Origin of the sequence: Nocardia higoensis (genome assembly GCF_015477835.1) — a bacterium.
GTDB lineage: Bacteria > Actinomycetota > Actinomycetes > Mycobacteriales > Mycobacteriaceae > Nocardia > Nocardia higoensis_A.
The window spans coordinates 429,075-447,755 of record NZ_JADLQN010000003.1; the positions used below are offsets into that span (position 1 = coordinate 429,075).

The window sequence follows — 18,681 nt, forward strand, 5'->3', positions numbered from 1 at the left end:
GTGAAGCATGGGCTGGGCCGGTTGGCGGATGCGCTGGGATCGCCCCGGCGTCATGCCCAGCGGAATCCCAGCGGCATTCGACACAAAGAACCGACGCCCCGTGAGTCGCGAGACCACGAGGCGTCGGAATGGCTGCTACAGCGACGGCGCCGGACTAGCCGCCGTCGCGCGTGGACTTGCCCGCCCGTCGACGCACCTTGTCGACGACCGTGTCTCGATGCTTGTCTCCGAGCTCCCGGCGACGGACGTGCTTCTCGCGATGGCGCGAGGGACGTTCGGCCCGGGGGAGGAGTTCCGCACTCAGGACGACGGTGGGCGGATCGACGATGCCGACGCCGCATTCGAGCACCTCGAAATTTCCGGCACCGAGACGAACGAGTTCCTCTCGGTCGCGTTCGAGTTCTTCGGCGGCGCTGGCTCCTTTGAGCGCGAGCATCCGGCCGTGGTCGCGAAGCAGCGGCAACGACCAATGGGCGAGTTTGGCGAGCGGGGCCACGGCACGAGAGGTGACGATATCGGCGCCTCCGGCTTCCTTCGTGACCCCCGAATGCTCGGCGCGACCGCGCACGACGGTGATGCCGAGACCCGCCGCCTCGATGAACTCACTGAGGAACACCGTGCGGCGCAACAGCGGCTCGACAAGAGTGATGCGCAGATCCGGGCGGGCGATGGCGAGCGGAATGCCGGGCAGTCCGGCGCCGCTTCCGACGTCCACGACACTCACCCCTTCCGGGATGAGTTCGGTGATCACCGCGCAGTTGAGGATGTGCCTCTCCCACAGCCGCGGAACCTCGCGGGGCCCGATCAGCCCTCGCTGTACGCCATCGGTCGCGAGTGCGTCGTAATAGCGACGTGCGATATCGAGCCGGTCGCCGAAGACCAGCGCGGCCGCGGGCGGCGCGTCCGACTCGGATCGCGCGGCGCTTCCACCGAGATCTGGTTCCACGTGAAACGTCCTTCCGTGCTCGGTTCCGACGACGGCCGGGAGGGCTTGCCGCCGGGGAGTGCGTGAGATGGAGAAGGCCCCCGGTCCGAAGACCAGAGGCCTATCCAATCACCAGCGGTCCCCCTGCGGGAAACCCGCGGTCGGTCACCGCCTCAGGCGGGCACCACCACGATGTGCCGGTTGGGCTCGACGCCCTCGCTCTCGCTGCTCACGCCGTCGACCGCGGCGACCGCGTCGTGCACGATCTTGCGCTCGAACGGCGTCATCGGGGCGAGGGCTTCCGGCTCGCCCGAGGCCGCCACCCGCTTGGCCGCCTCGGTACCCAGCGCGCTCAGCTCGGAGCGCCGCTTGGCGCGCCAACCGGCGACATCGAGCATCAGGCGGCTCCGCACACCGGTGGCCTGCTGGACAGCCAGCCGGGTCAGTTCCTGCAGCGCGTCGAGCACCTCACCGTTGCGTCCCACGAGTTTCGACAGATCCCGGCCACCGTCGATGCTGACGACCGCGCGGTCGCCCTCCACATCCAGATCGATATCGCCGTCGAAGTCCAGCACATCGAGCAGCTGCTCGAGATAGTCACCGGCGAGTTCGCCCTCCTCGATCAGCGCTTCCTCGGCATCGCCGACGAGTTCGTCGGCGTCGGCGTTCACTCCGTCGGTTTCAACAGTCATGTCGTCTTCCTCAATCTCACGGGTGGCTGTGACGGTCAGCTGCGGCGGCGCTTCTGGTTGGGCCTGCCCCGGTTCGGGTTGCGCTTCTGCCCGCCCTGCTTACGCGCTCCGCCTGCCTTGGCAGGTCGCGGTTTCGTGCCGTTCGCCGAGGCCGTGCCATTGGCCCGCGCAGCGTCATCGGCAGTAGTACCCGATTCCCCCGACTCGTCGGCGGCGACAGCGGTGGCCGGCTGCTTCTTGATATTGACCGGCTTGGCTCCCGGCTTGGGCGCGTTCTGCGCCCGCTGCTCCAGCTTCGCTTGCTTCTTGGCCTCTTCTTCCTTGGCCATGCGACCGAAGACGAGATGCTGCTGCCCGTAGGTCCAGATGTTGTTGGACACCCAGTAGAGCAGGATGGCGATCGGCAGGAACGGACCGCCGACGAGCACGCCGAGCGGGAACACCCACAACGCCAGCTTGTTCATCAGGGCGGCCTGCTGGTTGGCCGCGGCCTCCGGCGTCTGACGCGCCACCGAGGCCCGAGCGTTGAAGTGGGTTGCCAGACCGGCGATCACCATCAGCGGGATCGCGACCAGGGCAATGCTCAGTCGGCTGGGAATCCCACCCCAGTCCTCGAACGCCAGGAACTCGGCTTGCGGCGCGGTGATGAACGCCGAGATGGGAGCGCCGAAGATGCGAGCGCTGAGGAACGACTGAACATCGGCCGCGCTGAAGATGTAGTTCGCGGTATTGGCATTCTCCTCCGGAGTCATGCCGAGCTGACCGATCCCATGACCGGTTCGGTTGAAGGAACGAAGCACGTGGAAGAGACCGAGGAAGACCGGCACCTGGGCCAGTACGGGCAGGCAGCCCATCAGCGGATTGAAGCCGTGTTCCTTCTGAAGCTTCTGCATCTCGACCGCCATCTTCTGGCGATCGTTCTTGTACTTCTTCTGCAACTCCTTGATCTGGGGTTGCAACTCCTGCATCTGCTTGGTGGTGCGCACCTGCTTGACGAACGGCTTGTAGAGCACGATGCGCAGGGTGAACACGAGGAACACCACGGCCAACGACCAGACCAGGCCGCTGTCCTTGCCGAATCCGGGCAGGGGAACAGCGGCGAACACGCGGTGCCAGAACCACAAGATCCAGGACACCGGCCAATAGATGAAGTCGAGCACGGCTCTATGTACTCCCGTCGTTCGTCACCGCGTGCGGCGAACCTTTACAAGCATGTGGCGCCGACGGCGCGTCGGCGGCAGCCTCGCTCCGGCGCCGCGCATGGCGCTCCGGAACGGGATCCCACCCACCAGGGTGCCAGGGTGCGCACTTGAGCAGTCGCACGGCTGCCAGTCCGAGGCCGACGACGAAGCCACGGGTGCGCAGAGCGGTGACCGCGTACTCGCTGCAGGTCGGCGTGAAACGGCACACCGGCATCCGGGTGGGGGAGACGTAGGTCCGATACAGCTCGATCAGAAAGATCAATGCCCGGGCGGGCAGCCGGGTGACGGCGGCAGCGGCGGATCTCATGAGCGGTGATCCGCTCGCGAGCGCGCGCCGGCCGGGACCCGGGAACGCCCGGCGGGCGCGTCGGCCGCGCCTGCGGTGAGTCCGAGCTTGCGCAGCCCGCTGCGCACCTGACGCGCCAGCTCCGCCTGGTCGGCGGTGGCCGCGCCGGGCAACGCCCGGATGACGATGTCGGTGTCGGCGGGAAGTTCGTCGACGATCGTGGCGCACATATGACGCAGGCGGCGGGCCACCCGGTGTCGAACCACCGCGGAGCCCACCGCCTTGCTGACGATCAATCCGAACCTCGGCCCACCGACGCGGACAAGCGACCCGGCCGCTACCGGGTCGCTGGAGATTGTCGCGTCCGAGATCTCGTCGTCGGTTCGTGCCCAGCCGGTTCGGGCCCAGTCATAGCTGTGCACGAACGCGTGGACGACGACATCTCGCCTCCCGATTCGCCGGCCTCGGCGCACCGTCCGGGAGAAGTCGGCACGATGATGCAACCGATACGGCTCAGGCAACACCCGAGCGTCCGAAGGCGAGGATCAGGCAGTGAGGGAAGCGCGGCCCTTACGGCGACGCGCCGAGACGATGGCGCGACCCGCACGGGTACGCATCCGGAGACGGAAGCCGTGAACGCGCGCCCGACGACGGTTGTTCGGCTGGAACGTCCGCTTGCCCTTGGCCACGGTCAACACTCCTCGAGTAGGTGGGCGTCGTTCGACACCCGAAGTTGTTCGGTGATACGTCCCTGGCGCACCGTGGTCGTTAGCGACCGGACGCGGTCCGCTGCACTCGACCAGACGCGGTCAGCACGAGACCGCCACCGCACCAAGGGGTGACTGTAAGAGAGTACTGACCCGCCAGAGACGGGTCAAACCCGCCCCCCGCACCGCCGTACCGGCCGCGACCTGGCACATCGCGGGACGAGGCGCCCGGGAGGAACAGTGCGAACGTGAACATCTGCACACCGCCGCGGGTCGAGCGAGAGCCCGAACCACAGAGTTGCTACATTGTTGCCCCAGAACCGCAGGTCCAGACGCCGCACCGGGCCGTTGCACCGGCATTCCACATTTCCCCAGGGTTTTCCACATCTGTGGATAATTGTGTGGAAAGACCCCTGGAGTGGCATATTCGACCCACCGGGCGACGTTGGACCCGGCGGCCGGCGAACCGGCCGGGAAGGTAGCCGGGAACGTAGGCGAGATCACAGGATAGCCCAATTTCCCGCCACCGCTCACGCGCCCCGGCGGTCTGCTCCAATCGACCTACTTCCGGGGAGGAAACTGCATGGACGACGAGCAGAACGTGCTGGCCACTGTCTGGCCGGAGGTGATCGCCGAGCTGACCACCGGATCAGCCGACGGGAGCATCCCCGCGGTCACCAGAGCACAGCAGGCCTGGCTGAAGCTCGTCAAGCCGATCACCGTCGCGCAGGGTTTCGCCCTGCTGTCGGTGCCGTCGTCGCTGGCCCAGGAAGCCATCGAACGCGACCTGCGCGAACCCATCCTGCGTTCCCTCGGGCGCATGCTCGGTCCCCAGGTGGAGGGACTCGGCGTGCGGATCGCCGCCCCGGTCACCTCTACCGGCGATGGTCCGGCCGCGGGCGCGCGCCACGCCAGGATGACCAGCCGCCCCGAACAGCCCCGACCGGCGCGCCCCGCGGGCGGGTTCGGCCAGGAACCGCAGCGCCCCGACGAGCCCGCGCCGCATTACGGCCGCTCCGCCGAGCCGGGCGGCGACTCGGGATATCCGGGACCCGCGCCGTTCCCGAACGACTATCCGGTTCCGGACACCTATCCGGGATCGGACTATGCGCCGTCCGCCGGCTACACGCCCGAACCCGAATACCCGGCCTCGGATTTCCCGACCACGTCTTTCCGCATCCCGCCGGGCGGGTTCGACGACCCGTCCTACGCCGATTCGGCGGAGGACGCCCCCCGGGTACGGCCCGACCTGTCCGACCTGCCCGCTCCGCCGCGCCGCGACAGCACCCCGCCCGGACAGGAGTCGTTGTTCTCTCCGGAGCCCGGTCGCATTCCGCTACGTGAGCCGAGCGCCGACCGCGATGTCCGCGAACCCGGCACCGACGGCCCGCACACCGAGCGCGGCGACGACGAACCGGTCGTGAGCATCCGCGACTCCTGGCCCACCTACTTCGCCAAGAACCAGGAGCCGACTCCGGCACCGTCGAGCTCCGGCGCCAGCCTGAACGCCAAGTACACCTTCGAGACCTTCGTCATCGGCGCGTCCAACCGATTCGCCCACGCGGCGGCCGTGGCGATCGCCGAAGCGCCCGCGCGCGCCTACAACCCACTGTTCGTGTGGGGCGCTTCCGGACTCGGCAAGACTCATCTCCTGCACGCCGCGGGCCACTATGCCCAGCGGCTGTTCCCGGGGATGCGCGTCAAATACGTCTCGACCGAAGAGTTCACCAACGACTTCATCAACAGCCTGCGCGACGACCGCAAGGTGGCGTTCAAGCGTCGCTACCGCGAGACCGACATCCTCCTGGTCGACGACATCCAGTTCATCGAGGGCAAGGAAGGCATCCAGGAGGAGTTCTTCCACACCTTCAACACACTGCACAACGCCAACAAGCAGATCGTCGTCTCCTCCGACCGCCCACCCAAGCAGCTGGCCACTCTCGAGGAGCGGCTGCGGACCAGGTTCGAGTGGGGCCTGATCACCGATGTGCAGCCGCCCGAACTCGAGACGCGCATCGCGATCCTGCGCAAGAAGGCACGGATGGATCGACTCGACGTGCCCCATGACGTGCTGGAACTGATCGCCAGCCGGGTCGAGCGCAATATCCGCGAACTCGAGGGCGCGCTGATCCGGGTGACGGCGTTCGCCTCGCTCAACGGTCAGCCGCTGGACATCTCGCTGGCCGAGGTGGTGTTGCGCGACCTGATGCCCGACACCGCGGCGCTGGAGATCAACGCGGCCACGATCATGGCGGTCACCGCGGAGTACTTCAACACCACCCTCGACGAGCTGACCGGTCCGGGCAAGGCGCGTCCGCTCGCTCAGGCCCGCCAGATCGCGATGTATCTGTGCCGCGAGCTGACCGATCTGTCGCTGCCGAAGATCGGGCAGGCGTTCGGGCGCGATCACACGACGGTGATGTACGCGGAGAAGAAGGTCCGCAAGGAGATGACCGAACGCCGTCGCGTGTACGACCAGGTCCAAGAACTCACAGCCCGGATCAAGCAGCGCTCGCGCTGAATCCATCCACACCCCTCGCACCGCTCCTGACCAGGGGCGGTGCATTTTTTCGCCCTGTGGATTCCTCGAGGAATCCCTGTGGAATCCTCGAGGAATCCACAGGTTGTCCTCGAGTTGGTGCACAGGCCATCGGCCGCGTCGGTGCACAGGCAGTTGTCCACAGTTTCCACAGCCGAATCCGTGCACAGGGCCTGACCTGCCCGCATGGCTGTTCACAGTTGTGGATTCCTCGAGGAATCCCTGTGGAATCCTCGAGGAATCCACCGGTTGTCCTCGAGTCGGTGCACAGTGTGCACAAGTGGCCCGAAACGGTGGAACAACTCGAGGATGAGCGGTGGATAGATGTGGGATAGATCTGGACTCTCCACAGCCACGCACAGTTCATCCACCGGTCACTCACCATCCATCCCCATCCCGCCACACCCTGTGACCTGCGCTGATACGTCGAATCCACAGATTCCACAGGCCCTATTACTACTTCAGTTCTTCTTCTAGAAGATGTCTCTTGAAAACAGGGTGTGTGGAAAAGTCCGCCGGAGCGCTCGGCAGCCGAGGGGATCGCGTCCACAGGGCAGAGGAGGACGAGGCGATGGCTCGGCGAAGGAGTGGACACGGCACGCGCGGAGGACAGCCCGGGCTAGGTTCCACCGCTGTACGCGGGTACGGTTCTAGGTCTGTCGGCCACATCGGGTCGCGAACCATCCACACGACAACCGGGAGAGGACACATCGGGCGATGGAGCTTTCGAGCATGAAGTTTCGAGTTGCCCGAGAGGACTTCGCCGAGTCCGTCGCGTGGGTCGCGCGCAGCCTGCCGTCCCGGCCGCCTGTCCCGGTGCTCGGTGGTGTGCTGCTGGTCGCCAACGAAGACGGGCTGACCGTCTCCGGATTCGACTACGAGGTCTCCGCACAGATGCGGGTGGCCGCCGAGGTCGCCGGACCGGGTGAAGTCCTCGTCTCCGGCCGGCTGCTCGCCGACATCACCAAGGCGCTGTCGAACAAGCCGGTCGACGTCTCCGTGGACGGTACGCGCGTGTTGATCAGTTGTGGCAGTGCGAAGTTCTCGCTGCCGACCATGCCGGTCGAGGATTATCCACAGCTTCCCGAAGTTCCCCAGCAGACCGGTGAACTGAGTGTGGACATCTTCGCCGAGGCCGTCGGCCAGGTCGCCGTCGCCGCCGGTCGGGACGACACACTGCCGATGCTCACCGGCATCCGGGTGGAGATCGAGGGCTCGCATGTCGTGCTCGCGGCCACCGACCGGTTCCGGCTCGCGGTACGCCACATCGAATGGCAGCCCGCACGCGCCGATATCGAGACCGCCGTGCTGATCCCGGCGCGCACGCTGTCCGAAGCCGCCAAGACCCTCGGCGCCTCGGACGCGCCGGTCCAACTCTCCCTGGGCTCCGGTGCGGGCGCGGACGGGCTGCTCGGCATCGTCAACGCGGGCCGTCGCACCACCACGCGGCTGCTCGACGCCGAATTCCCCAAGTTCCGCCAATTGCTCCCCAAGGAGCACACCTCGGTGGCCACCCTGGAGGTCGCGGCGCTCACCGAGGCGATCAAGCGTGTCGCGCTGGTCGCCGAGCGCGGTGCACAGGTGCGTCTGGAGTTCTCCACAGAGGGTTTGCTGCTGTCGGCGGGTGGGGATGACGCGGGCCGCGCCGAGGAATGGCTGGTCGCCGACTTCCGCGGCGAGCCGCTGACCATCGCGTTCAATCCGGGCTATCTGGTCGACGGCCTCTCCGCGCTGCATTCGGACAGGGTGAGCTTCGGTTTCACCACGCCCAGCAGGCCCGCGGTCCTGCTGCCCGCGAGCGAGGAAGAGCCGCGAACCCTGGAATCCGGGTCCTTCGCTGCGCTGACCGGCGCTTACACCTACCTGTTGATGCCCGTGCGGCTGCCGGGCTGATCGCGCGCGTGGGTGATCGGGTGTCGCCGCGCCGATCGTCGTGGGCGCGGTAGCCGATGTTCGTCCGGGCTTTGTCGCTGCGCGACTTCCGGTCCTGGGAACACCTCGAGCTGGAGTTGTCCACAGGCCGCACGGTGTTCCTGGGGGCGAACGGCAACGGGAAGACGAATCTGCTCGAGGCGGTCGGGTATCTCGCCACTCTCGGTTCGCACCGGGTGGCATCGGATGCCCCGCTGATCCGGGCGGGTGCCCAGCGGGCCTTGCTGGGCGCCAATGTCGTCAACGCCGGGCGTGAACTGCGCATCGACGTCGAACTGAAGCAGGGCGCAGCCAACCGCGCCCAGGTCAATCGCTCGCCGGTGCGCCGGACCCGCGACATCCTGGGGATTCTGCACACCGTGCTGTTCGCGCCGGAGGACCTGTCGCTGGTTCGCGGCGATCCAGGGGAGCGTCGGCGGTTCCTCGACGAGTTGTGCACAGCCCGTCTGCCCAGGCTGGCGGGCGTGCGCTCGGATTACGACCGGGTGCTGCGGCAGCGCTCGGCCCTGTTGAAAACCGCGGGCAGGCACCGCTCCTCGGCCGATCTGAGCACCCTGGACGTATGGGACGGGCACCTGGCGCAGCACGCGGGGGTGCTGCTGGCCCAGCGCCTGCGCCTGGTGCACGACCTGCACCCCTACCTCGCCGAGGCCTATCGCTCGCTGGCGCCGCAATCGCGCCCGGCGTCCATCGCCTATCGGAGTTCGTGTCTACCTGTGGAATTCCAGGACCCGGCGCGGACGCCGGGAGCCGCCGAGGAGACCGAGCTCGCCGAGATCGTGCTGCGCGAATTGGGCGCCGCCCGGCGCAAGGAACTCGAGCGGGGCGTCTGCCTGGTCGGCCCGCACCGCGACGACCTCGAACTGATGCTCGGCGACGCGCCCGCCAAGGGATTCGCCAGCCATGGCGAATCCTGGTCGTTCGCACTGGCGCTGCGGCTGGCTTCCTTCGAATTGCTGCGGGCCACCTCGGCCGAGCCGGTGCTGTTGCTCGATGACGTGTTCGCCGAACTGGACCGGCGCCGGCGGACGGCGCTGGCGGCCGTGGCGGCGGGGGCCGAGCAGGTGTTGATCACCGCCGCGGTCCCCGAGGACGTACCCGCCGAACTCGAGGCCACCCCCGTCCGGGTCGAGACCCGAGGCACGGCCTCGGCGCGCACCTCCTACATCGTGCCTGGTCCGCCGGATGACCAGGCGAAACCGAAGATGTACACAGAATCGTCATAGTTATCCACAGGCTGGTGCATCGATTGCTGGGACGGGGCCCGCGAGGTCCGCGCCGAGTACTCGACAACCTTGCCGTTATCCCCGCTCGAGGCCTTTTCCTGGGGGTATGTCGGTCCGGTGACCGCGTCGTGACCGTGCCGTGGGACCACCTCCGAGCAGCGTAAAGTTTGCTCGGACCGGGTTTTCGGGGGATTTGTCGACAGGTTGTCCACAGAACCTGTGGATAACTTTCGAGCCGTGTGGATTGCGCTGGTCGCGCCGGTGTGGCGTTACCGACACGGCCGTCGTGACACGCTATGGGCGTCGCGGGATTGCGGTAGAACAGGGGACGAACGCGCGCGTGAAGCCCGCCTGAAGCGGGCCGCTGGGAGAGGAAGTCGATGGGCGAAGAGCCGGGAAATGAACCGCTGCGCGGCATCGATCTGGCTCGTCGCGCGCTCGAAGAGGCCAGGGCGGCCGCCCGGGCCAACGGTAAGTCGGTCGGGCAGGGGCGTGCCTCTCCGGTCCGCAAACTGCGCGCCCGCGGGGGCGGGCGCGGCTGGTCCGGCGCCCGGCCCGACGACCGTGATCCCCAGCTGCTCTCCCAGTTGGCCACCCGCATCGCCAGAAGTCGCGGGTGGGACGGCAAGGTCGCCGAGGGCACGGTGTTCGGGCGGTGGGCCGGCGTGGTCGGCGAGGACATCGCCTCGCACGCGACCCCCGTCTCGTTGCAGGACGGAGTCCTCGGCATCGCCGCCGAATCGACCGCTTGGGCCACACAGCTGCGCATGCTGCAACCGCAGATCCTGGCGAAGATCGCGGCCGCGGTGGGGCCGGGTGTCGTTCGCCAGCTCAAGATCACCGGTCCGACCGCGCCGAGCTGGCGTAAGGGCGAGCGGCACATCAAGGGCAGGGGGCCACGGGACACCTACGGGTGAGTCGGCGTCGGCCGGGGAGCGAAAGACCCGAAAATTGCTGATACTTGTTGTTACGGTAATTGGTACCGCTCACGTGCGACGCAGGTTTCACGTGGAACGCCGACCTCAGGGGAGCCTCGAGCCGATGACAGGAACAGCTGTGGACACCGTCTTCACTCCGCGGGATCGCGTGCATCGCGACGGGGTCGCTCTCGCTGTCTTCGAGTGCGGAGATCCGAAGGGTGTGCCGGTTCTGCTGATCCACGGCTGGCCGGACACCCATCTGCTGTGGGCCGAGGTGGCGGCCCGGCTCGCGCCGGGCTTGCGTGTCATCGCCTTCGACAATCGGGGAGCGGGCGACAGTAGCGCCCCGAACTCGGTCGCGGACTATCGACTCGAAGAACTCGCCGACGACGTGTTCGCGGTTCTCGATGCGGTCGCGCCCGGGCAGCGAGTGCATGTCCTGGGACACGACTGGGGATCGGTACTCGGTTGGGAGGTCGCCGCGGACCCGCGGGCTCCGAAGCGAATCGCCTCCTTCACCGCGCTGTCCGGGCCGAATCTCGATTTCCTCGGCGCGTACCTTCGCGGCCCGTTCTCGCTCGCACGGTTGCGAGGCACTCTGGAACAGGGGATCGCTTCGGCCTATACGGTCGCGTTCCAGATTCCGGGCATGTCGGAACCGGTGCTGCGACTGCTCGCCCGGCGCTGGCCGAAGTTCCTGGCCTACTTCGACGGCCTGGACGCGGATCGCGTCTCGCCCGCGCCGACGCTGCTTGTGGACATGCTCACCGGCCTCGCGCTCTACCGTGCGAATATCCGCCCGCGGATGCGTGATCCACGCCCGCGGCCGATCGAGATTCCGGTGCAACTGCTGGTCGCCTCCGGTGACCGCGCGGTCCGTCCGGTCGTCAACAGCGAGGCCTCGCGCTGGGTGCGTGACCTCACCACCACGGTGTTCGACGCGCGGCACTGGTCGCCGATCTCGCATCCGGAGGAAGTGGCGGGCCGCTTCGCCGCCTATGTCGCTGCCCGTGCCGACGAAGCGCATGCCGTCCCCGCCGGCGACGCCTGCGCCGGTTCCGACGGCTCAGACGGCCAGGGCTAGAAGCACCGATCGCGGACTGTCCGCGGCGCCGGGGCGGAGAACCGGCTCAGCGTCCCGGAGACGTTCAGGAGGCGGACCGGACTCGTCGCCGGTCCGTTTCTCGCACTCACGGACCCGTCAGGGGTGTCGTAGGTGCATTCTGATTCAGGCCTACCAGTAGGATGGAGGAGTAACTAGCGGCGATCCTTCGGCGCGCTCTGCTCAGCCCCGTCGGTGGGCCCGTATCTCGACCAGTCGGACTTCGGGCCATCGACGTGCTGTGCGCTCGTCGCGTCGAGGTCAGCAAGTAAGGAGAGCTACCGACCAGTGGCTGCCAAGCACTCCAACGAATCCGGCTCGAGCAAGAAGTCGGGCCAAAACTACGGTGCCTCCTCCATCACCGTCCTCGAAGGTCTCGAGGCGGTTCGCAAGCGCCCGGGCATGTACATCGGCTCCACCGGTGAGCGCGGTCTGCACCATCTGATCTGGGAAGTCGTCGACAACTCGGTCGACGAGGCGATGGCGGGATACGCGACCTCGGTCGGCGTCACCCTGCTCGCCGACGGCGGCGTGGAAGTCGTCGACGACGGCCGTGGCATCCCGGTGGAGATGCATGCCCAGGGCATCCCGACCGTCGAGGTCGTCATGACCCAGCTGCACGCGGGCGGCAAGTTCGACGGCGAGTCCTACGCCGTGTCCGGCGGTCTGCACGGCGTCGGTATCTCGGTGGTCAACGCGCTGTCCTCGCGCGTCGAGGTGGAAATCGACGTCGACGGGTACCACTGGTCCCAGACCTACAAGGACTCGAAGCCGGGCAAGCTGGTCCAGGGCGAGCCGACCAAGCGCACGGGCACCACCGTCCGGTTCTGGGCCGATCCGGAGATCTTCGAGACCACCACCTTCAATTTCGAGACGGTCGCGCGCCGTCTGCAGGAGATGGCGTTCCTGAACAAGGGCCTGACCATCACCCTGACCGACGAACGGGTCTCCGACTCCGACGTCACCGAGGACGTGGTCAGCGAGACCGCCGAGGCGCCCAAGCCGGGCGAGACCGCCGAGAAGCCGGCCGAGCACAAGGTCAAGGCCAGGACCTACCACTACCCGGGTGGTCTGGAGGACTTCGTCCGCCACATCAACCGCACCAAGCAGGCCATCCACAACTCCGTGGTGGGCTTCACCGGCAAGGGCACCGGTCACGAGCTCGAGGTCGCCATGCAGTGGAACTCGGGCTACTCCGAGTCCGTGCACACCTTCGCCAACACCATCAACACCCACGAGGGCGGCACCCATGAAGAGGGCTTCCGCGCCGCGCTGACCACCGTGGTGAACAAGTACGCCAGGGACAAGAAGCTCATCAAGGAGAAGGAAGGAAACCTCACCGGCGACGACATCCGCGAGGGTCTGGCCGCCATCGTGAGCGTGAAGATCGCCGAGCCGCAGTTCGAGGGCCAGACCAAGACCAAGCTCGGCAACACCGAGGTGAAGTCGTTCGTGCAGCGCACCTGCAATGAGCACCTCACGCACTGGTTCGAGGCCAACCCGGCCGACGCCAAGACCATCGTGCAGAAGGCGGTGTCCTCGGCGCAGGCCCGCGTGGCCGCCCGCAAGGCACGCGAGCTGGTGCGCCGCAAGTCCGCCACCGACCTCGGCGGTCTGCCCGGCAAGCTGGCCGACTGCCGTTCCAAGGATCCGAGCAAGTCCGAGATCTACATCGTGGAGGGCGACTCCGCCGGCGGCTCGGCCAAGTCCGGACGCGACTCGATGTACCAGGCGATCCTGCCGCTGCGCGGCAAGATCATCAATGTCGAGAAGGCGCGTATCGACAAGGTCCTCAAGAACAACGAGGTCCAGTCGATCATCACCGCCTTCGGCACCGGCATCCACGACGAGTTCGACATCGCCAAGCTGCGCTATCACAAGATCGTGCTGATGGCCGACGCCGACGTGGACGGCCAGCACATCTCGACCCTGTTGCTGACCCTGCTGTTCCGTTTCATGCGCCCGCTGGTCGAGCACGGTCACGTCTATCTGGCGCAGCCGCCGCTGTACAAGCTGAAGTGGCAGCGCAGCGAACCGGAGTTCGCCTACTCCGACCGCGAGCGCGACGGCCTGCTCGAACGCGGCCTGGCCGCGGGCAAGAAGATCAACAAGGACGACGGCATCCAGCGTTACAAGGGTCTGGGTGAGATGAATCCGAAGGAGCTGTGGGAAACCACCATGGACCCGAGTGTCCGGGTGCTTCGTCAAGTGACGCTGGACGACGCGGCCGCGGCCGACGAACTGTTCAGCGTGCTGATGGGCGAGGACGTGGAGGCCCGCCGCAGCTTCATCACCCGTAACGCCAAGGACGTCCGTTTCCTCGACGTGTGAACCCGCGGCGCCGCGAGGACACCTCGCGGCGCCCGCGGACGTTTTCGCATGTCAGCCCGTTAAGGAGATTTCATGACCGACATCACGCTGCCTCCGGACGGTGCGGGCGACCGCGTCGAACCGGTGGACATCCAGCTGGAGATGCAGAACAGCTATATCGATTACGCCATGAGCGTGATCGTGGGCCGCGCGTTGCCCGAGGTGCGCGACGGACTCAAGCCGGTGCATCGCCGCATCCTCTACGCCATGCACGACAACGGCTACCGACCCGATCGCAGCTACGTGAAGTCCGCGCGCCCGGTGTCGGACACCATGGGCAACTATCACCCGCACGGTGACTCGGCCATCTACGACACCCTGGTGCGTATGGCCCAGCCGTGGGCGATGCGGTACCCGCTGGTCGACGGCCAGGGCAACTTCGGCAGCCGGGGCAACGACGGCGCGGCCGCGATGCGCTACACGGAGTGCCGTCTGACGCCGCTGGCGATGGAGCTGCTGCGCGAAATCGACCACGAGACAGTCGATTTCATCCCCAACTACGACGGCAAGACGCAGGAGCCGGTGGTCCTGCCCGCCCGCGTGCCCGCCCTGCTGATGAACGGCAGCAACGGTATCGCCGTCGGCATGGCCACGAACATCCCGCCGCACAACCTCACCGAGCTGGCCTCTGCGATCTATTGGGCGCTGGACAACCACGACGCCGACGAGGAGGCCACCCTCGCCGCGTGCATGGAGCGGATCAAGGGCCCCGACTTCCCGACCTCGGGCCTGATCGTGGGCACCCAGGGGATCCACGACGCGTACACGACCGGGCGCGGCTCGATCAAGATGCGCGGCGTGGTGGAGATCGAAGAGGACAATCGCGGCCGCACCACGATCGTCATCACCGAGCTGCCCTACCAGGTCAACACCGACAACTTCGTCAACGCGATCGCCGAGCAGGTCAAGGACGGCCGCATCGCGGGCATCGCCGACATCCACGACGAGTCCTCCGACCGTGTGGGCCTGCGCATCGTGGTGACGGTCAAGCGCGACGCGGTCGCCAAGGTCGTGCTGAACAACCTGTACAAGCACACCCAGCTGCAGACCAGCTTCGGCGCGAACATGCTGTCCATCGTCGGCGGCGTGCCCCGCACGCTGCGGCTGGACCAGATGATCCGGTATTACGTCAATCATCAGCTCGACGTCATCATCCGGCGCACCAAGTACCTGCTGCGCAAGGCCGAGGAACGCGCCCACATCCTGCGCGGCCTGGTCAAAGCGCTCGACGCGCTCGACGAGGTCATCGCGCTGATCCGCCGCTCGGCCAACACCGACACCGCGCGCACCGGCCTGATGCAGCTGCTCGAGATCGACGAGATCCAGGCGACCGCGATCCTGGACATGCAGCTGCGTCGCCTCTCGGCGCTGGAGCGGCAGAAGATCATCGAGGATCTGGCCAAGATCGAAGCCGAGATCGCCGACTACAAGGACATTCTCGACAAGCCGGAGCGTCAGCGCGCGATCGTGCGCGACGAGTTGGCCGAGATCGTCGAGAAGTACGGCGACGAGCGACGCACCCAGATCGTCTCCGCCGACGGCGACGTCGCCGACGAGGATCTGATCGCCCGCGAGGACGTGGTCGTCACCATCACCGAGACGGGCTACGCCAAGCGCACCAAGACCGACCTCTACCGCTCGCAGAAGCGCGGCGGCAAGGGCGTGCAGGGCGCGGGTCTCAAGCAGGACGACATCGTCAAGCACTTCTTCGTGACCTCGACCCACGACTGGCTGCTGTTCTTCACCAACAAGGGCCGGGTGTACCGGGCCAAGGCCTACGAACTGCCCGAGGCCAACCGCACCGCGCGCGGTCAGCACGTGGCGAACCTGCTGGCCTTCCAGCCGGATGAGAAGATCGCCCAGATCATCCAGATCAGGACTTACGAGGACGCGCCGTACCTGGTGCTGGCCACCCGCAACGGCCTGGTCAAGAAGTCGCGGCTGTCGGACTTCGACTCCAACCGCAGCGGCGGCATCGTCGCGGTGAACCTGCGCGACAACGACGAGCTCGTCGGCGCGGTGCTCTGCTCGGCCGAGGACGACCTGCTGCTGGTCTCCGCGCAGGGCCAGTCGATCCGCTTCTCGGCCACCGATGAGGCGCTGCGTCCGATGGGGCGGGCGACCTCCGGTGTGCAGGGCATGCGGTTCAACGCCGATGACGAACTGCTCTCGCTGAACGTGGTCCGCGAAGGCACCTATCTGCTGGTCGCCACCTCCGGTGGCTACGCCAAGCGGACGGCCATCGAGGAGTACACCGCACAGGGCCGTGGCGGTAAAGGTGTGTTGACTATCCAGTTCGACGTCAGGCGTGGCACGCTGGTGGGCGCGCTCATCGTCGACAACGACGACGAGCTGTATGCCATCACTTCCGGCGGTGGCGTCATCAGGACGGCGGCGAACCAGGTCCGCAAGGCGGGTCGGCAGACCAAGGGCGTGCGATTGATGAACCTCGGCGAGGGCGATACCTTGCTTGCGATCGCGCGTAACGCCGACGAGCCCGATGTGGTCGACGGTGGCGATGACGCCGGTTCCTCTCAGCAGTAGACACACAGCGAGAAACCCCTCCACAGCGGCGGCAACGAACGGATCTGAGGATTCCCATTGACCACTCCGAATCAGCCGAATGACGGGCACCAGAACAACGGTGTGACCGAGCGGATCGCACCGTCCCCGATTCCGCCGCGGCCGGCTCCCCGGCCCGGCTCGGCCGAGTCCGGACCTCAGGGTGGGAACACCCCGGGCGGCCAGTCGCACGAAAAGCCCCAGCAGCAGGGCGGTTTCGGTGCGCAGCAAGGCGGTGCCCAGCAGTCCGGCAAGGCCGCGCCCGACAGCAAGCCCGGTTTCGATCAGGAGACCGCCCGGATCGGCGGGGGTTCCGGAGAGCCCAAGGGCGGACCCGAGGCGGGCAAGGACTCCGCGCCCGCCGGGGGCAAGCCGCAGAACGGACAGTCTCAGAACGGACAGCCGCAGAACGCCCCAGCGCCCGGCGCGCCCGGGCAGGGCGGTCCCGGCCAAGGGCCGGGCGGCCCGCAGCAGGGCGGTCCCGCTCAGGGGGCAGGCGGTCAGAATCCGGGTGGTCAGAATCAGTTCCAGGAGGGCTGGTCGCAGCTGCCGCAGCGGGAGCCGCAGTCGAACCTGTACCGGCCCGGACAGTCGCCGGTGACCGGTCGACCCGGCAGCGGCGGCGGGCTCGGCGGCGGTCTGGGCAGTGGCGGTCTGGGCGGCGCTTCCAACGCGCGTACCACCGCGGACCTCGCGGCCAAGGCGGCGCGTAAGGAGGCGGCGATGGTGAAGTCCGTCGGCATCGACGGACCGACCCGGAGCATCGCCCGCCCCGAACTGATCAAGGACATGCCCGATCTGTCCGAGATCCGCCACCCGCTGCCGCCCGCGGACAAGGCCGCCCCCGGCACGTCCCCGCAGTCACCGCTGCCGACCGCGGTGCCGGTGGCGATGGCCGCTGCCGTGTCCGCGGGCGACCCGCTGCGCGCCACCGTGCAGATCCGCCGCATCGACCCGTGGTCGACGTTGAAGATCTCGTTGGTGATCAGCGTGGCGCTGTTCTTCGTGTGGATGCTCGCGGTCGGTCTGCTCTACATCGTGCTCGAGGGCATGGGGGTGTGGGAGCGGCTGAACAACACCTTCACCGAGATGGTGTCGCAGGACGGCGGCACGTCCGGTCTCATCGACGCGGGCACGGTGTTCGGTTACGCGGGCGTCATCGGCCTGATCAATGTCGTGCTGTTCACCGCGCTCGGCACGGTCGGCACGTTCATCTACAACCAGTGCTGCGATCTGGTCGGCGGCATCCAGGTGACCCTGGCCGACCCGGACTAGTCCACGGTGGGCTGATCGGCAGCCACGACGCGACGGCCGGCAATCGTCTCTACCGAGGCGTTGTCGGCCGTCGCTTTCCCCACCCATGTTCCTTACCGCGAATATCCGTCTGACCAGCCGTTTTGGTTGTTCTCGCGATGTCGGGTAACCTTTATCCTCGGTTCGCCCGATACGGTGCGAGACCGGATACGGGCCTATAGCTCAGGCGGTTAGAGCGCTTCGCTGATAACGAAGAGGTCGGAGGTTCAAGTCCTCCTAGGCCCACTCCTACTCCCCGAACCGCACAGTAGGGTGGACATCATGAAGATTGTTCTCACGGTCGGCGTCGTTCTCGCCGTTCTGATCGGGATCACCAAACTCCGCAAGCGCGAAGAAGCCGATCACTGGCACGAGGTCACCGCTCGCTGATTCCCGCGGCGGCACCGAATTCCGGTGACTCGGGGCCTTAGCTCAATTGGCAGAGCACTGCCTTTGCAAGGCAGGGGTTAGGGGTTCGATTCCCCTAGGCTCCACACCAGAAATGCTCCCGACCCTGATCCACAGGGCGGGAGCATTTTTCGTTCAGCGCGGTCGATCAATCACCGATCGTGATCAGGTGGCCGCGGTTCCGGTCGCCCCATTCCTCCAGTGGGCGCAGTGCGCGGGCGAGATCCTCGCCGAGCGGAGTCAGGGAGTACTCGACCCGGGGCGGCACCTCGGGATACACCTCGCGGCGGACCACCCCGGCGGCCTCCAGTCCGCGCAGATTCTCACTCAGCACCTTCTCGCTGACGCCGGCGAGGGTTCGGCGGATCTGCCCGAACCGCTGCGGCTCCGCGCCGAGGACCCACATCAGATGCATTCTCCATTTGCCGCCGACCACATCGATGGCCAGCGACATACCGCACACCTGGTGATCTGTATCACGGGAAATGGTCATCGCGGACTCCTGACCTCTTTGCTC

General features: G+C 67.0%; 16 protein-coding genes and 2 tRNA genes. 11 read left to right on the forward strand and 7 right to left on the reverse strand.

The annotated features are described in order from the left end of the window. Positions 1–154 precede the first annotated feature (154 nt). The 6 genes from rsmG to rpmH all read right to left on the reverse strand — a co-directional run bounded on the left by rsmG (position 155) and on the right by rpmH (position 3,794). Positions 155–946 (reverse strand): 16S rRNA (guanine(527)-N(7))-methyltransferase RsmG, encoded by a 792-nt coding sequence (gene rsmG, locus IU449_RS19815; RefSeq protein WP_195003589.1) that lies wholly within the window; start codon positions 944–946, stop codon positions 155–157. A 152-nt stretch (positions 947–1,098) separates the two neighbouring features. Further along, entirely contained in the window at positions 1,099–1,617 is a 519-nt protein-coding gene (locus IU449_RS19820) for a protein jag (RefSeq protein WP_195003590.1), read from the reverse strand. A 35-nt stretch (positions 1,618–1,652) separates the two neighbouring features. Continuing rightward, positions 1,653–2,777, reverse strand: coding sequence for a membrane protein insertase YidC (yidC, locus tag IU449_RS19825; RefSeq protein ID WP_195003591.1), 1,125 nt, complete (start codon positions 2,775–2,777; stop codon positions 1,653–1,655). Between the two features lie 4 nt (positions 2,778–2,781). Further along, positions 2,782–3,126, reverse strand: a complete 345-nt coding sequence (yidD, locus tag IU449_RS19830) for a membrane protein insertion efficiency factor YidD (protein ID WP_195003592.1) — start codon at positions 3,124–3,126, stop codon at positions 2,782–2,784. After that, positions 3,123–3,629, reverse strand: a complete 507-nt coding sequence (gene rnpA / locus IU449_RS19835) for a ribonuclease P protein component (RefSeq protein ID WP_195003593.1) — start codon at positions 3,627–3,629, stop codon at positions 3,123–3,125. Before rnpA ends, yidD begins: the two co-directional genes overlap by 4 nt. Positions 3,630–3,650: 21 nt before the next feature. Further along, positions 3,651–3,794: a 50S ribosomal protein L34 gene (rpmH, locus tag IU449_RS19840; RefSeq protein ID WP_006550910.1), complete on the reverse strand. Its 144-nt coding sequence runs from the start codon at positions 3,792–3,794 to the stop codon at positions 3,651–3,653. 601 nt (positions 3,795–4,395) lie between these two features. On the opposite strand from rpmH, the gene dnaA reads away from it, so the two are divergent. From dnaA to IU449_RS19890, 11 genes are all read left to right on the forward strand, one after another. Then, complete coding sequence (dnaA, locus tag IU449_RS19845) at positions 4,396–6,333, forward strand: chromosomal replication initiator protein DnaA (protein ID WP_195003594.1); 1,938 nt, start codon at positions 4,396–4,398, stop codon at positions 6,331–6,333. A gap of 735 nt (positions 6,334–7,068) precedes the next feature. After that, positions 7,069–8,244 carry a DNA polymerase III subunit beta gene (dnaN, locus tag IU449_RS19850; RefSeq protein WP_195003595.1) on the forward strand — a complete coding sequence of 392 codons (1,176 nt, stop codon included), beginning with the start codon at positions 7,069–7,071 and terminating at the stop codon, positions 8,242–8,244. A 56-nt stretch (positions 8,245–8,300) separates the two neighbouring features. Continuing rightward, complete coding sequence (recF, locus tag IU449_RS19855; protein WP_195003596.1) at positions 8,301–9,509, forward strand: DNA replication/repair protein RecF; 1,209 nt, start codon at positions 8,301–8,303, stop codon at positions 9,507–9,509. 380 nt (positions 9,510–9,889) lie between these two features. Further along, positions 9,890–10,426, forward strand: coding sequence for a DUF721 family protein (locus IU449_RS19860; RefSeq protein WP_195003597.1), 537 nt, complete (start codon positions 9,890–9,892; stop codon positions 10,424–10,426). Positions 10,427–10,550: 124 nt separating this feature from the next. Next, the gene (locus IU449_RS19865) at positions 10,551–11,513 is read left to right on the forward strand and encodes an alpha/beta fold hydrolase (protein WP_195003598.1); all 963 of its coding nucleotides are present in this window, start codon (positions 10,551–10,553) and stop codon (positions 11,511–11,513) included. Between the two features lie 306 nt (positions 11,514–11,819). Continuing rightward, positions 11,820–13,862: a DNA topoisomerase (ATP-hydrolyzing) subunit B gene (gyrB, locus tag IU449_RS19870; RefSeq protein WP_195003599.1), complete on the forward strand. Its 2,043-nt coding sequence runs from the start codon at positions 11,820–11,822 to the stop codon at positions 13,860–13,862. A 72-nt stretch (positions 13,863–13,934) separates the two neighbouring features. Next, the gene (gyrA, locus tag IU449_RS19875) at positions 13,935–16,445 is read left to right on the forward strand and encodes a DNA gyrase subunit A (RefSeq protein ID WP_195003600.1); all 2,511 of its coding nucleotides are present in this window, start codon (positions 13,935–13,937) and stop codon (positions 16,443–16,445) included. Between the two features lie 57 nt (positions 16,446–16,502). Continuing rightward, the gene (locus IU449_RS19880) at positions 16,503–17,738 is read left to right on the forward strand and encodes a DUF3566 domain-containing protein (protein WP_195003601.1); all 1,236 of its coding nucleotides are present in this window, start codon (positions 16,503–16,505) and stop codon (positions 17,736–17,738) included. A gap of 190 nt (positions 17,739–17,928) precedes the next feature. Beyond that, positions 17,929–18,002 (forward strand) — tRNA-Ile (locus IU449_RS19885). A 36-nt stretch (positions 18,003–18,038) separates the two neighbouring features. Next, positions 18,039–18,146 carry a DLW-39 family protein gene (locus IU449_RS29170; RefSeq protein ID WP_218018222.1) on the forward strand — a complete coding sequence of 36 codons (108 nt, stop codon included), beginning with the start codon at positions 18,039–18,041 and terminating at the stop codon, positions 18,144–18,146. A gap of 31 nt (positions 18,147–18,177) precedes the next feature. Next, positions 18,178–18,250, forward strand: a tRNA-Ala gene (locus IU449_RS19890). A gap of 62 nt (positions 18,251–18,312) precedes the next feature. Here the strand turns inward: IU449_RS19890 and IU449_RS19895 are convergent. Then, a complete protein-coding gene (locus IU449_RS19895; protein WP_195003602.1) occupies positions 18,313–18,657 on the reverse strand; it encodes a winged helix-turn-helix transcriptional regulator in 345 nt (114 codons plus the stop codon). Between the last annotated feature and the right edge of the window lie 24 nt (positions 18,658–18,681).

Bases quoted from the DNA above. Each gene is read 5' to 3' on its own strand.
- IU449_RS19820 (WP_195003590.1), bottom strand. From the start codon at position 1,617: ATGACTGTTGAAACCGACGGAGTGAACGCCGACGCCGACGAACTCGTC.
- yidD (WP_195003592.1), bottom strand. From the start codon at position 3,126: ATGAGATCCGCCGCTGCCGCCGTCACCCGGCTGCCCGCCCGGGCATTG.
- dnaA (WP_195003594.1), top strand. From the start codon at position 4,396: ATGGACGACGAGCAGAACGTGCTGGCCACTGTCTGGCCGGAGGTGATC.
- dnaN (WP_195003595.1), top strand. From the start codon at position 7,069: ATGGAGCTTTCGAGCATGAAGTTTCGAGTTGCCCGAGAGGACTTCGCC.
- recF (WP_195003596.1), top strand. From the start codon at position 8,301: ATGTTCGTCCGGGCTTTGTCGCTGCGCGACTTCCGGTCCTGGGAACAC.
- IU449_RS19860 (WP_195003597.1), top strand. From the start codon at position 9,890: ATGGGCGAAGAGCCGGGAAATGAACCGCTGCGCGGCATCGATCTGGCT.
- IU449_RS19865 (WP_195003598.1), top strand. From the start codon at position 10,551: ATGACAGGAACAGCTGTGGACACCGTCTTCACTCCGCGGGATCGCGTG.
- gyrA (WP_195003600.1), top strand. From the start codon at position 13,935: ATGACCGACATCACGCTGCCTCCGGACGGTGCGGGCGACCGCGTCGAA.
- IU449_RS29170 (WP_218018222.1), top strand. From the start codon at position 18,039: ATGAAGATTGTTCTCACGGTCGGCGTCGTTCTCGCCGTTCTGATCGGG.
- IU449_RS19895 (WP_195003602.1), bottom strand. From the start codon at position 18,657: ATGACCATTTCCCGTGATACAGATCACCAGGTGTGCGGTATGTCGCTG.